This window comes from Lentilactobacillus rapi DSM 19907 = JCM 15042 (genome assembly GCF_001436255.1).
Lineage (GTDB): Bacteria > Bacillota > Bacilli > Lactobacillales > Lactobacillaceae > Lentilactobacillus > Lentilactobacillus rapi.
Genome location: NZ_AZEI01000003.1, coordinates 82,507 through 96,940, shown reverse-complemented (window position 1 = coordinate 96,940; position 14,434 = coordinate 82,507). Strand labels below are relative to the sequence as shown.

General features: G+C 41.8%; 15 protein-coding genes. 14 read left to right on the top strand and 1 reads right to left on the bottom strand.

Going from position 1 to position 14,434, the window contains the following annotated elements:
* Positions 1–6: 6 nt before the first annotated feature.
* The 10 genes from FD12_RS00870 to tsaD all read left to right on the top strand — a co-directional run bounded on the left by FD12_RS00870 (position 7) and on the right by tsaD (position 6,856).
* Entirely contained in the window at positions 7–276 is a 270-nt protein-coding gene (locus FD12_RS00870; RefSeq protein ID WP_054746765.1) for a YaaL family protein, read from the top strand.
* Positions 277–473: 197 nt separating this feature from the next.
* Positions 474–1,124 (top strand): dTMP kinase, encoded by a 651-nt coding sequence (tmk, locus tag FD12_RS00865; protein ID WP_054746764.1) that lies wholly within the window; start codon positions 474–476, stop codon positions 1,122–1,124.
* A 3-nt stretch (positions 1,125–1,127) separates the two neighbouring features.
* A complete protein-coding gene (locus FD12_RS00860) occupies positions 1,128–1,454 on the top strand; it encodes a cyclic-di-AMP receptor (RefSeq protein ID WP_056981155.1) in 327 nt (108 codons plus the stop codon).
* An 11-nt stretch (positions 1,455–1,465) separates the two neighbouring features.
* Positions 1,466–2,491, top strand: coding sequence for a DNA polymerase III subunit delta' (holB, locus tag FD12_RS00855; protein ID WP_054746763.1), 1,026 nt, complete (start codon positions 1,466–1,468; stop codon positions 2,489–2,491).
* A 7-nt stretch (positions 2,492–2,498) separates the two neighbouring features.
* A complete protein-coding gene (locus FD12_RS00850; protein ID WP_054746762.1) occupies positions 2,499–2,831 on the top strand; it encodes a DNA replication initiation control protein YabA in 333 nt (110 codons plus the stop codon).
* Positions 2,832–2,840: 9 nt separating this feature from the next.
* Positions 2,841–3,716, top strand: a complete 876-nt coding sequence (gene rsmI, locus FD12_RS00845; protein WP_056981153.1) for a 16S rRNA (cytidine(1402)-2'-O)-methyltransferase — start codon at positions 2,841–2,843, stop codon at positions 3,714–3,716.
* Between the two features lie 19 nt (positions 3,717–3,735).
* Positions 3,736–4,491: an acyl-[acyl-carrier-protein] thioesterase gene (locus FD12_RS00840; RefSeq protein ID WP_056981151.1), complete on the top strand. Its 756-nt coding sequence runs from the start codon at positions 3,736–3,738 to the stop codon at positions 4,489–4,491.
* 23 nt (positions 4,492–4,514) lie between these two features.
* Positions 4,515–5,240, top strand: coding sequence for a tRNA (adenosine(37)-N6)-threonylcarbamoyltransferase complex dimerization subunit type 1 TsaB (gene tsaB / locus FD12_RS00835; RefSeq protein WP_056981149.1), 726 nt, complete (start codon positions 4,515–4,517; stop codon positions 5,238–5,240).
* Positions 5,224–5,799: a ribosomal protein S18-alanine N-acetyltransferase gene (gene rimI / locus FD12_RS00830; RefSeq protein WP_056981147.1), complete on the top strand. Its 576-nt coding sequence runs from the start codon at positions 5,224–5,226 to the stop codon at positions 5,797–5,799. The genes tsaB and rimI overlap by 17 nt, the downstream gene beginning before the upstream one ends.
* A gap of 16 nt (positions 5,800–5,815) precedes the next feature.
* Complete coding sequence (tsaD, locus tag FD12_RS00825) at positions 5,816–6,856, top strand: tRNA (adenosine(37)-N6)-threonylcarbamoyltransferase complex transferase subunit TsaD (protein ID WP_054746761.1); 1,041 nt, start codon at positions 5,816–5,818, stop codon at positions 6,854–6,856.
* A 108-nt stretch (positions 6,857–6,964) separates the two neighbouring features.
* Here the strand turns inward: tsaD and FD12_RS00820 are convergent, their stop codons facing one another.
* Entirely contained in the window at positions 6,965–8,926 is a 1,962-nt protein-coding gene (locus tag FD12_RS00820; protein WP_056981145.1) for an ABC-F family ATP-binding cassette domain-containing protein, read from the bottom strand.
* A 183-nt stretch (positions 8,927–9,109) separates the two neighbouring features.
* Here FD12_RS00820 and FD12_RS00815 point away from each other — a divergent pair, with 183 nt between their 5' ends.
* The 4 genes from FD12_RS00815 (at position 9,110) to FD12_RS00800 (ending at position 14,320) form a co-directional block, all read left to right on the top strand.
* Entirely contained in the window at positions 9,110–9,742 is a 633-nt protein-coding gene (locus FD12_RS00815; protein WP_056981143.1) for a redox-sensing transcriptional repressor Rex, read from the top strand.
* A 413-nt stretch (positions 9,743–10,155) separates the two neighbouring features.
* On the top strand, positions 10,156–10,440 hold the full coding sequence (groES, locus tag FD12_RS00810) for a co-chaperone GroES (RefSeq protein ID WP_186825933.1): 285 nt from the start codon (positions 10,156–10,158) through the stop codon (positions 10,438–10,440).
* 73 nt (positions 10,441–10,513) lie between these two features.
* Complete coding sequence (gene groL, locus FD12_RS00805) at positions 10,514–12,136, top strand: chaperonin GroEL (protein ID WP_056981141.1); 1,623 nt, start codon at positions 10,514–10,516, stop codon at positions 12,134–12,136.
* 342 nt (positions 12,137–12,478) lie between these two features.
* Entirely contained in the window at positions 12,479–14,320 is a 1,842-nt protein-coding gene (locus tag FD12_RS00800) for an APC family permease (protein ID WP_056981139.1), read from the top strand.
* The last annotated feature ends 114 nt before the right edge of the window (positions 14,321–14,434 follow it).

Sequence of the window (14,434 nt, the reverse complement as noted above, 5' to 3'; positions counted from 1 at the left end):
GAAACGATGTTTTTTAACCGGTTAAAGCGGCGTGATGTTAAAACTGAATACGACCAACGGCTTCTCGAACTCATTAACAACCTCAAAGAAGAGTGGGATCATGCTGCCCAGACTCAAAATGCTGTTGCTGACAGCGATATTGAGATGGAGCAGGAAACTGCGTTAGCAAGACAAAAATATTTCTTCATATATAAAGAGGCTCGAATCAGAAAAATTAAAAACAACCAAATTCAACCGTCCGTTATTAGCTATGACCGGAATGATTTTGAATCTTAGCGGGTAAGCTGGATGTGGTTAGGAGAACCCGTTGAGCTTGGGTCTTCAATATCAAGGAGTGACTGATATTTAATCGTGGATTGAGCGACCAAGAATGAAATGCACAGTTAAATGAAGGATCGCTCTTTTCTTTTGAAATAGACAGGTAAAACAACATATCGTACAATTGAATTAAATTAAGAAGTGAGGGAATTGTTTTGAAGGGTAAGTTTATAACATTTGAAGGACCCGATGGCGCTGGCAAAACTTCCGTTATGAACAAGGTGGTTGAACAATTTGATCAAGAGATTGGCGATCAATTGTTAGTGACCAGAGAGCCTGGCGGCAACAAGATCTCCGAGGAAATCCGACGCGTGATCCTAGATCGGGATAACACCGAAATGGATTATCGAACCGAAGCGTTACTATACGCTGCTGCTCGAAGGCAACATTTAATTGAAACAATTCTGCCGGCGTTAGCTGCCGGTAAATTAGTCCTTTGTGATCGTTACGTGGACAGCTCGGTTGCCTATCAAGGATCTGGTCGCCAAATTGGAATGGCGCAAGTTGCCAAAATGAATGAATTCGCCACTGAACAATTACTTCCTTATAAGACAATTTATTTTGATATTCCTGTAGAGGTTGGGCTGAAACGAATTGAGAAGCACCGGGACAGTAGTAAAATTGATCGCTTAGATGTCGAAACCACTGCTTTTCATAAACGGGTTCATAAAGGTTATACAGCAATTAGGGAGGCTAATCCCAATCGGTTTGTAACAATTGACGCTACCCAGCCATTTCAACAAGTTGTGACAGACACTATTAAGACAATTCATCAAATTGCAGCCGAGTATTTTAAGGAGAGTTGATTTATGAAATTAGTAATCGCGATCGTTCAAGATAAAGATGCTAACAAGCTACGGTCAGTCTTTGTTGCCCATGATATTATTGCTACCCGTTTCTCCACCACTGGAAGCTTCTTGCGTTCAGGGAACACAACCTACTTGATTGCAATCGATGATGACAAAGTCGACCTAACACTTGAGCTCATCAAGGAAACATGCTCAGCCCGTCAGCAATTTATGACGCCACCAGTGAGCCTGAATGGCGATACTGCAGAGCATACATTTCCGATTGAGGTTCAAGTTGGTGGGGCGACCGTGATGGTGCTGCCGATTGACCAATTTCACCAGTTCTAGAAGGGAAATTCATGGCAGAAAATATTGTCCAGGCTGCCAAGGAAAAACAGCCACAACTATTTAAGCAATTTATGAATTTAGTTAATCAAGATGAGCTGTCCCACGCGTATCTCTTCACAGGCGAAGAGGGGGCGGGGCAGTTTGCCGTCGCGATGGGAGTCGCTATGCGGTTATTCTGCACAAACGTCACGAATGGCGTTCCGTGTGGAAAATGTCCTGAATGTATCCGAATTATGCATTATGATCATCCGGATGTTGTCGTGACTAAGCCCGATGGTCAGAGTATTAAGGTCGACCAAATTCGTCACGTTAAAAGCGAATTCACCAAAAGTGCGATGGAAGGCTCCAAAAAGGTCTTCATTATTTCGGACGCCGAAAAGATGACAACCGGAGCAGCAAACAGTTTGTTAAAATTCATTGAAGAGCCGACAGGTAATGTTGTCAGCTTTTTGATCAGTCAAAATCGCAATCTCGTCTTACCAACGATCATTTCTCGAACCCAAGTGGTTGAGTTTCCGAGTTTAAGCAAGCCGCAAATGGTTACGGAATTAAAACAAAGTGGCGTTTTGCCTAGCCAGGTTAATCTATTAATGGCGATTACAAATAGTCGTCGTGAAATTGATGACTTACTCAAAGATAATTGGTTTGGTGAGATGCAACGGCTGATTTCAAAGTGGTTTGGTTATTTGGTGAAGGGAAATTTGATGGCAATGCCGTTCATCCAAATGTCGATCATGCCAATTGTTGGTAATAAGGATCGGCAGCGAGTGGTTCTAACCATGATGATCAACATTTTTGATGATGTTTTGGAAATGAAGTACGGGACGCTCAGTGACGATCAATCGAAATTTCCGTCGGTCAACGAGCAGATGCATCAAGCCGCAACCGAATGGACTTCCGGGCAGCTCATGAAGATGCTGGATGAATTGTTGTCAATGAATGACCAGATGATGGTGAACGTGAATTTCCAGAATATTATTGAATCGACTACCTTGAATATCCTAAAAATTGCCAAGTCGTCGTTTATTGAAAGGTGATAAAATCGTGGAATCTCAAAGTTTATATGATGCATTAAAAGAGATGGATACCCGACTTAACGCCACAGCGGTTAATTTCTCACATTTGCATGAATCGTTAATTGAATTGATGGAGAAAAATGCCGAATTGGAGATTGAAAACCAACATTTAAGGGAACGAGTAACTGAGATTACCGAAAAAGTAGGGCAAAATTCTCCACAATTATCGAAATCACGTAAAAACCTTGAGAAGTTATATAATGAAGGATTCCATGTTTGCAACGAGTACTATGGTAAGCGTCGCGAAAATGATGAAGACTGTATTTTTTGTACTGATATTATCTATGGCCGCAGAGATTAGGGGATAATCGTGGAAACACAAAAAAGTTTTGATACGTCAACTCAATATGGCATCTTATATTTAGTGCCAACGCCAATTGGCAATTTGTCTGATATGACTTTCCGGGCAGTTGAAATTCTCAAAGAGGCGGATTTGATTGCGTCCGAAGACACTCGGAATACCCAAAAGTTACTCAGTCATTTTGACATTGAAACCAAGCAAATCAGTTTTCATGAACACAATACTGCCCAGAGAATTCCTGAATTGATCGCTAAGTTAAAACAGGGGATAACGATTGCCCAAGTGAGTGATGCCGGGATGCCTTCGATCAGCGATCCAGGTCATGAGTTGGTAGTTGAATGTATCAAACAATCAATCAATGTGGTTCCATTACCTGGTGCCAATGCCGGAATAACGGCTTTAATTGCCTCTGGCGTTTCTCCGCAACCCTTTTACTTTTATGGTTTTTTGTCTCGCAAGCCCAAGGAACAACGAGAAGAACTCATGGAATTACAAAATCGACCGGAAACCCTGATTTTCTACGAAGCGCCTCATCGACTAAAAAAGACGCTAAAGTCGTTATTAACACAACTTGGTGAACAACGGAAGGCTGCACTTTGCCGTGAATTGACGAAGAAACACGAAGAATTTATTCGTGGTGATTTGGCTGCCTTGTACGAATGGGCAGATTCTACTGAAATTCGTGGGGAATTTGTTATTATAGTAGCGGGTAATGCAAATCCTGAGATTGAACATGATGATCCACTTGAAGGAATGAGCGTTAATCAGCAAGTTGATTTCCACATCAAAAATGGCTTATCGGTTAACGAGGCGATCAAACGGGTTGCCAAAGATCATAACTTAAAAAAGCAAGTAATTTATAACGAATATCACGACATCAAGTAAACGGAAAGAAGAAGTGCCCATGGCTGCCAAACAATTTAGCGAGTTCCATACCATTCCATTCTATGAATGCGATGTTAATAATAACATTACCATTCCCATGCTCATCAATGTGCTAATTTTAGCTTCCGAGCATCAAAATGAGTCGTTGGGAGTCGATCAAGCCGCACTTATTTCTAAGTATGGCATTGGTTGGGTCGTGATTTCATACTCGATTAAAATTAATCAGTTACCTAAAAATAGGGATACGGTCAAAATGACCACCCGGGGCACTTCTTATAATCGTTACTTTGCCTATCGAGAATTCTGGCTACATGATGAGCAAGGCAATGAACTGGTTAAGGTTGAAAGCATTTGGGTATTAATGGACGAAGAAAAGCGGAAGATTACGCCCATGACCCCCGAAATTATTGCCCCATATCAATCTGAAAAAGTTAAACGAGTGCCTCGACTACCTCGACCAAAAATTATTAAGGATTTAGCCGAGGCGGATTCTAAAAAATACCAGGTTCGCTGCAGTGATATTGATTTTAACGGTCACGTGAATAATGCCCATTATCTGGAGTGGATGTTGGATTCTTTACCGATGGCATTCTTGGACAGTCACACGCCAGCCCAAATCGATATTCGCTTTGATAATGAAGTCAAATACGGCAATATTGTCACGAGTTCAGTAGTTGTCGATTCTGAAGATAATGATAAAATTAAAACAATCCATGAAGTGACTTCAAACGATGCCATTTCTGCAAGTGCAACGTTTGTTTGGAATGATAGATAGTAAGGCAAGGGTAAATAAAAACAATGAAAATTTTAGCAATTGATACGTCCAATCGACCACTTTCGGTGGCGGTTTTGGATGATGACCATTTATTAGCACAAACAACCATTACAACTCATCGAAAACATGCTGAATTTTTGATGCCAATTATTGAGGATTTAGTCAACAAATCTGATCTCAAGCCGAGCGATTTGGATCGGGTCGTCGTTGCTGCTGGTCCTGGATCTTATACAGGTATTCGAATGGCCGTGACGGCAGCCAAGACGATCGCTGCGACTTTGGGAATTCAGTTAACGATGGTTTCCAGCTTGTTAACCCTTTGCCTCAATGTGTCTCAACCAGATGTTTTAGTTAATCCAATTTTTGATGGGCGCAATCAGAATATGTTCACTGGCTTATATCAGATTGGTGATGATGGTAATCCAATCGAATTGATTGAGGATCAACATATTAATTTGGACCAGTGGTTAGAATTACTTGAACCTTATAATCAGAGGGTTATGATTATTGGGGATACCGATGCTTTCGAGGAGGGGATGCGTCAGGCATTAGGAGACCGACTCATTGTTGCAGACAAGTTGGCCGATCTTCCTGATGCAGCTCGTTTGGGACTTTATGGCAGACAGGTTGATCCTGTTACGAATGTTGATGCTGTCGTACCACGCTATTTACGATTAACTAAAGCTGAAGCCGATTGGAAAAAGCTTCATCCCAACGAGGATACGCACAATTATGTTGAAAAAATTTAAAAATTGGTTTAACAAAAATTTTTATAATAAAGATGCTCAACTCCGCGAACGATATCTTGACATTAAAAATCACGATGTTGAAATTAACGGAATTAAGTATTTTTTGGCCAAAGCAATGATTCCCGATATTCCGGAAATATTGGGAATTGAGCGATCTGTGTATGGTGGTCAAACACCTTGGGACGACCGGGCTTTTCGAAGTGAACTGATGCGAAAAAACGATCGCCTTTACTTGGTTTTGCGCAGAAATGACTGGTTGGTTGCATTTATCGGTTGTTCTCTAAATGACCACACAAAAGATTGTCATATCACGAACGTGGCGGTTGCCCCCAATTTTCAGAATCATGGATTGGGGTACTTTTTGGTCACAACCATTATTAAAAAAGCCCGCCAGATGGAATATGATAAGGTTACTCTCGAAGTACGGGTTAGTAATACGCGTGCCCAGAAGCTGTACCGAGACATCGGTTTTGTGGATAATGGGCTTAAGAAAGATTACTATTATAACGATCGAGAAGATGCCCTTAATATGATTTTGGATATTACAAAAATTGGTTAATGAATAAAGAAATGAGATGAACTTATTGACTCGAGATTTAATTCTCTCCTTTGAAAGCAGCTGCGATGAGACCTCCGTTGCGGTAATTGAAAATGGTGACACCATTCTTTCCAATATTGTGGCCACTCAAATAAAAAGTCATCAGCGGTTCGGTGGAGTGGTGCCGGAAGTTGCCAGTCGTCATCACATTGAGCAAATTACTGGTTGTATTAAAGACGCCCTAAAGCAGGCTAAAGTGAGCTATGATGATCTGACTGCGGTTGCTGTTACATATGGGCCGGGTTTAGTCGGCGCTCTTTTGATCGGTGTCACTGCTGCTAAAGCAGTTGCCTGGGCCCATCACTTACCACTTATTCCCGTTAACCATTTGGCGGGCCATATTTATGCTGCTCATTTAGTTGAACCCATTGAATTTCCAGCCATGGCATTGGTTGTTTCAGGCGGTCATACAGAGCTGGTTTACATGCCCGAAGAAAATAAATTTGAAATCATAGGTGAAACTCGGGATGATGCGGCCGGCGAAGCTTACGACAAAATTGGTCGGGTTCTTGGCATTAATTATCCAGCCGGGAAACCGGTTGATGAAATGGCCCATCGTGGTCACAATACATTTGACTTTCCAAGAGCAATGGATACCGATGACAATTTTGATTTTAGCTTTAGCGGGCTGAAAAGCGCGTTTATTAACACCGTTCATCATGCAGATCAAATTCACGAAGAATTGAATAAAGCGGATCTGGCAGCTAGTTTCCAACAAGCTGTCGTCGATGTATTATCAGATAAGACTGTCCGGGCGCTGCATGAATATCCCGTCAAACAGTTGATTCTTGCAGGTGGGGTGGCGGCCAATCGCGGCCTTCGTGATCGGCTGACAGCTGACATGGAGCAGTTTCCGAATACGAAGTTGGAGCTGGTACCACTTTCATTATGTGGGGATAATGCCGCAATGATTGGTGCTGCCGGAGAAATGCTGTATCAGCATGGTGTCCGAGCAGACGCAACGCTGAATGCAGATCCGGGGTTGGAGTTTGATTGGATTAAAGAGCCGGTCAAATAATTCTGTGGCTAAAAAACACGGGGTCAAAGACAGCGGCAATGCGTCGTCTCGAATCTCGTGTTCTTTTATTGTAACCATGTATTTCAAATGACAATCAGCTAAGGCTGACTATGATGATTTCATATCCTCTAACTGAATACTTTTTTCTTCCCAGCTTGTTTCGGTAACTTCCATTTGGTGGTTAACAGATTCAAGCTCTTTTTGTAGATCTTGCAGTTTGCCAACATCATTAAAGACATCTGGTTCGGTCATTTTGGCCTCAATTTGATCTTTTTGTTGCGTTAAGCTATCCAAGTGATTTTCTAGATCAGCAACTTCTCTTGATAGCTTGCGTTGCTGCTTCTGTTCTTCCTTATTAATTTGGTAATTCTTTTTATCGTTGGTAACAGGGGCGGTTCGTGTCTCAGTTGGATGTTCTTCTGCCTGTTTTTGAGCCTCGTGCTCTTTAATGGCGATCATTTCATCCTTCTTGTTGACATAGTAATCGTAATTGCCCAAGTAAGTTTCGGTGCCTTTTTTGGATAATTCAACAACAGACGTGGCAATTTTATTAATAAAATAACGATCATGAGAAACAAATAGAATTGTGCCGTCAAATTGGTTGAGGGCCTTTTCCAATACTTCTCGACTATCGATATCCAAATGGTTAGTTGGTTCATCTAAAATGAGAAAGTTATTGTGTTGCATTGCCAACTTTGTGAGCAAAAGACGGGCTTTTTCACCACCTGAAAGGTCATGGACCATCTTGGCAACGTCATCACCGGAAAACAAGAAGCTTCCTAAAATGCTTCTGATATCGCCTTCGGGGGTCGTTGGGTGATCATCCCATAACTCGCTTAACACTGTTTTATTACCATGTAAGGATGCCTGCTCTTGGTCATAATACCCAGTGTCGACACCTGTACCAAAATACGCTTGGCCTTTAATGAATGGAATGATTCCCAAAATACTTTTGAGCAGGGTAGATTTACCAACGCCGTTTGGACCAACAATCGCAATTGCTTGGTGGCGTTTGATATCCAAATTAATGGGTTCCGACAGGATGGTCGTGTATCCAACCGCAGCGTTTGTGACATTCAAAACGTTATTGCCACTTTTGGATTTTGGAGTGAATTGGAACCGAGCCGTTTTTGAATCAGCGGTTGGTTTGTCAATCCGCTTCATTTTTTCCAATTGTTTTCGTCGTGCTTGAGCTTGCTTGGTGGTTGACGCCCGAACGATATTTTTGTCAACGAAAGTCTGTAGCTTCTCAATTTGGGCCTGCTGCTTTTCATATTCTTTCCACTGTTGGGAAACCCGTTCTTCCTTCTTCTTTGTATAATCTGTGTAATTGCCTGTAAAGTGCAATAAGGTGCCATTAGCCAATTCATAGACTTCATTGACGATACGATCCAGGAAGTAACGGTCATGTGAAATGATTAAGAGCGCGCCACTATAATTCTGGATGTACCCTTCCAACCAAGTAATGGTTTCAACGTCCAAATGGTTGGTCGGCTCATCGAGTATCAGTAATTCTGGCTTTTCCAAGAGGAGCTTTGCCAGGGCAAGTTGGGTCTTTTGACCGCCGGACAATTCGTTGATTGGCCGATCATAATCAGCTTGGCCAAATCCAAAGCCGTGAAGGACGCCTCTGATTTCAGCATCGTAACCATAACCGTTGTGCTGTTCAAAATCCGCCCGAATATTATCATATTGTGATGAAATTTGGGCATATTCTTCGGACGCTGGGTCAATCGAGGGATCACTCATCTGCGCTTCTAATTCGTGAATCTTTCGTTCTTGTTGTTTAAGTTTGGCGAAGACGGCGGCCATTTCATCATAAATTGATTTATCGGAATCTAGGCCAGTGTCTTGTGCCAAGTAACCAATGCTCAGATTCTTTTTGGTCACAATTTGGCCGCCATCGAGCGATTGTTCACCGATTATCATTTTGACTAAGGTGGATTTTCCGGCACCGTTTCGGCCCACTAAAGCAATTCGACTTTTTTCTTGGACGGCCATATTCACATTCGAAAAGATTTCTTCCCCGTTAAATCGTTTGGTTAAATCCTGGGCTTGTAAAATTATCAATTCAGCGGCCACCTTTCTGTAGTTAACAGTATATAATTTTATCATATTATCTGATTTTACAATAATAGTTTGTAAGTATTACTTGAAATACATTTCACAAGGTGGCATTCTATGATAGAATAATAAATAAAGATGGGTTCACAAAGTTTTGAATTTTTAAAATAGGTTTTACAGGAGGAAATTTTGACAGCCGAAAACATTCCAAAGGCGACCGCAAAACGATTGCCGATTTATTATCGATATTTAAATATTTTACACGATACCGGAAAACAACGGATCTCTTCTACCGAGTTGGCAGAAGCGGTTCAGGTAGATTCTGCCACCATTCGCCGAGACTTTTCATATTTTGGTGCGTTGGGCAAACGGGGTTATGGTTATGATGTTGATAGCCTACTGAACTTCTTTAAGCAGATTTTGAACCAGGAACATCTGACCAACGTTGCTTTGATTGGTGTTGGTAACTTGGGTCACGCGCTGTTAAACTTTAATTTCCACAAAGATAGCAACGTACGGATTTCTGCGGCATTTGATACGAATGAAACGATCATTAATACCATTGAGGATGGCGTGCCAGTCTATCCAATCTCAGAACTTGCCAATCAGCTACATGAACAACAAATTCAGGTTGTGATCCTGACAGTGCCATCATCAGCAGCCCAAGAAGTTGCAGCGGATGCGGTAGCTGGGGGCGTGAAGGGGATCTTGAATTTCACCCCAATCCGAATCTCAGTACCTGATAATGTACTGGTTCAAAATGTCGATTTGACTAATGAACTCCAGACGTTGATTTACTTTATCGATAACTTTGGAAAGTAGTTGCCTGCGACTTTAGCTCAATTGAAAACACCGTTAATGTGTGGAAGAGTTGAAGTTAAAGTTCAGGTCGAATTTAAATAAAGCGCTTCGCGATGAACGTTTCTTGTTCATGGCGAGGCGCTTTATTTGATATGTAAGAGTGCGAGGTGTGTCTAAATATGGGCATTGGCTTATTTAAAGTAGGGGATGATTCAAACATAGAGCCACAATTGTTCCACTTTGTTCAATTAGGCGATGATTTAAATCCCCACCACAAACCTTGGTATAATCCCAATCCAGGCATGATATCCTGAACATTTTCTAAGAAATCCTTGCAATTAGATCAAAAAAATAATATATTATAAACAGTGATTAGCACTTCTGTCATTCAAGTGCTAATGATGCTAAAAATAGTTGTAAATGGAGGGACTAACGTGTTAAAACCATTAGGCGATCGTGTAATTATCGAAACAGAAAAAGAAGAAGAAAAGTCGGTAGGCGGTATCGTATTAGCAGATAATGCTAAGAAGAAGCCACAAGCCGGTACAGTTGTTACCGTAGGTGATGGCCGAGTTTTGGACAATGGTCAAAAGGTTGCGCCAGTTGTCAAAAAGGGCGACAAGGTAATGTTCGATAAGTACGCAGGTACTGAGATCGAGGACAACGATAAATCCTATCTAGTTTTACATGAAAAAGATATTGTCGCAATTGTTGAATAAACTTTTTGCGAAATAATCAGCATCATTAATTTATATAATAAATCAAAAATACATTTTTGAGGTGAAATTTGTAATGGCTAAACAAGTTAAGTTTTCTGAAGATGCCCGTGGCGCAATGCTCAAGGGTGTTGATAAATTAGCAGACACAGTTAAAGCAACATTAGGACCAAAAGGCCGCAACGTTGTTTTGGAACAATCAGCAGGCAATCCAACGATCACAAATGATGGTGTTACAATTGCCAAGGCAATCGAATTACCAGATCATTTTGAAAACATGGGTGCCAAATTAGTTTCTGAAGTTGCTTCAAAGACCAATGATGTTGCCGGTGATGGTACCACTACTGCAACTGTTTTGACACAAGCAATTGTGAATGAAGGTATGAAGAACGTCACTGCCGGAGCTAACCCTGTTGGTATTCGCCGTGGAATCGAAAAAGCAACCAAGGCTGCCGTTGATGGCCTTCACAAGATGTCACATGACGTAAAGACAAAAGATGATATTGCTCAGATTGCTTCAATTTCATCAGCTAACACCGAAGTTGGTAGTTTGATTGCCGACGCAATGGAAAAAGTTGGTCATGATGGTGTTATTACCATTGAAGAATCGCGTGGTGTTGAAACCAGCTTGGATGTTGTTGAAGGAATGCAATTTGATCGTGGCTACATGTCACAATACATGGTAACCGATAACGACAAGATGGAAGCCGATCTCGACAATCCATACATTTTGGTTACTGACAAGAAGATTACCAATATTCAAGATATTTTGCCATTGTTGCAAAAGATTGTTGAACAAGGTCGTTCACTTTTGATTATTGCCGATGATATTGGTGGTGAAGCATTACCAACACTTGTATTGAACAAGATGCGGGGAACCTTCAATGTTGTTGCCGTTAAGGCCCCAGGATTTGGTGATCGTCGTAAGGAACAACTCCAAGATATCGCCATTTTGACTGGTGCAACGGTTATCACTGACGATCTTGGCTTGAACTTGAAGGATGCAACGCTTGAACAATTAGGCCAAGCAAACAAGATTAACGTTACGAAGGATTCAACCACGATCGTTGACGGTTCAGGTGCCAAGGATGCAATCAGTCAACGAGTTTCAGAAATTAAGACTCAGATTGAAAAGACTACTTCTGACTTTGACCGTGACAAGTTAAAGGAACGTTTGGCTAAGTTGTCAGGTGGGGTTGCCGTTGTTCGGGTTGGTGCCGCTACCGAAACTGAATTGAAAGAAAAGAAGTACCGAATTGAAGATGCTTTGAATGCAACTCGTGCCGCTGTTGAAGAAGGCTTCGTCCCTGGTGGTGGAACTGCTTTGATCAATGTCATTCCAGACATCGAAAAATTGGACGAATCAGCCGATGGTGACGAGCAAACTGGTATTAACATTGTTCGCCGGGCACTTGAAGAACCTGTTCGTCAAATTGCTGAAAATGCCGGTGTTGAAGGTTCAGTAATCGTTGAACAACTCAAAGATGAGAAATCCGGAATTGGTTACAACGCTGCCAATGGTAAATTTGAAGATATGATCAAAGACGGTATCGTTGATCCTACCAAAGTTACCCGTTCAGCCCTTCAAAACGCTGCATCTGTTTCAGCCTTGTTGTTGACGACTGAAGCTGTTGTTGCTGACGAACCAAAGAAGGATGCACCAGCTGCTCCAATGCCAACTCCAGGAATGGGAATGTAATTTAGGCATTCAGACAGATTAAGTATTAAAAATAACTTAACGGAGTCGGACGACGAATGAATTCAGTTTGTCGGCCGGCTTTTTGTATGGCTAACGATTAGTCGTTAAGTGACTGGAAAGCTAACCATTTCAAGGGTTATAAAATATACCCGGTTAACCTAATATAACGGTTGTTTCGAAAAACATTAACTAACGAGGTTGTCGCAGTCATTTTTGTGTTGTATGGTGTATTTACGTGTTATCTTACTACTGCATAACAAGACTTGTTTTTGCTACCAAGAAGGACTATTATTTTATGGTTCACTACGAGTGGTAGATTTATATTAAAAGGAGTAACTATTTATGTGGCGATATTTAAAACGGTTTTTAATTGGGAAACCGCTAAAAACCACTGATGAGGGTGGTCAATCCCTGACAAAGTTTAAGGCACTGGCATTATTATCTTCCGATGCCCTTTCGTCAGTGGCTTATGGTACCGAACAGATCACAACAATTCTGATCACTTTATCAGCTGCAGCCCTGATGTATCAAATCTGGGTTGCTGCACTTGTTTTGGTACTCTTAGCTGCCATTACGCTTTCTTACCAACAGATTATTCACGCATATCCGTCTGGTGGTGGGGCGTACGTTGTTGCCAGCACAAACTGGGGTGAACGAGCAGGGCTCATTGCCGGTGGTTCACTGTTGGTTGATTACATGCTGACTGTGGCCGTATCCACAACATCTGCGACTGAAGCGATTACTTCAGCAATCCCGTCTCTTTATTCTCATCAAGTATTGATTTCTTGCTTGATTGTGGTTGCAATTATGCTGCTTAATTTGAGAGGGATTCGTGAATCAGCTTCATTTCTGACTTTGCCCGTTTATCTTTTCATTGTGATGATTATCGGGATGGTTATTTATGGTGGTTACAATATTGCCACTGGAAACATCCAGTATCATGCCGCTGCTCATATTGGCGCACCGGTTGAAGGTATGACCCTGATTCTGTTTTTCAGAGCTTTCTCATCTGGTTCATCTTCCTTGACTGGTGTTGAAGCCATTAGTAATGCTGTTCCGAATTTCAAGTCACCAAAGAGTAAAAATGCTTCCGCAACATTAGCCATCATGGCAACCATCTTGGCGTGCTTCTTTGGCGGTATTACCTATATGAGTTACTACATGGGCGTTATTCCTAATAGCCATGAAACGGTGCTTTCCCAGATCGGCGTTAACGTCTTCGGCCATGGCATTGTCTACTACCTGCTACAGTTATCAACTGCGATGATTTTGGCTGTTGCCGCAAATACTGGTTTTTCAGCATTCCCAATTCTTGCTTATAATTTAGCTAAAGATAAGTTTTTACCCCACGCATATCTGGATAAGGGGGACCGGCTCGGTTATTCCAACGGGATCATTTCGTTGGCCGTTGGTGCCATTGTGTTAATTCAAATCTTTGGTGGCCGAACCAACTCATTGATTCCACTGTATGCTGTCGGTGTGTTCATTCCGTTCACGTTATCTCAATCCGGAATGATTATTCACTGGTATCATAATCGCGGGAAAAATTGGCAACTTAAGTCGGTCATTAACTTTGTTGGGGCCTTCATTTCATTAGCCTTAGTAACGTGTTTATTCTTATTAAGGTTTCCAAACGTCTGGCCGTATCTGATCGTGATGCCGATTTTGATTCACATTTTTTACAAGATTAATCGGCATTACAAACGAGTGGCCGAACAGTTGCGCGTGATTGAGGATAATACCGAAATTACCGCAACCCATCACTTTGATGGTTCAACAGTGGTTGTATTGGTTGGTGGCGTTACCCGAGTAACTGCCAATGCAATTAGCTATGCCCAGTCAATCGGGGACTACGTGATTGCTATGCATGTTTCCTTTGATTCTAATCCTGAGAAGGAACATAAGACGTCCGAGGAATTTAAGAAAGAATTCCCAGATGTCCGGTTCGTTGATATCCATTCATCCTACCGTTCGATCGCCCAACCAACATTACGATTTTGCGATGTGATTGCTAAACGGGCGGCAGATCGAAATTATTCGACAACTGTTTTGGTCCCACAATTTGTGCCCCGTCACCGCTGGGAAAACATTTTGCATAACCAAACCAGTCTGCGCCTGCGAACCATTTTGAATTCACGGCAAAATATTATTATTTCGACCTATAACTATCATTTGCGTGAGTAGTGTCAGAGGGTGGAATCAAACAGTTGGCAGCCGAAACACAAATTGCCGATTTGTCTCATAACCTTATTTTGGGACTGTGGCGAATCGTCTTGTGGGTAGCTGGTTGTTTGGTGA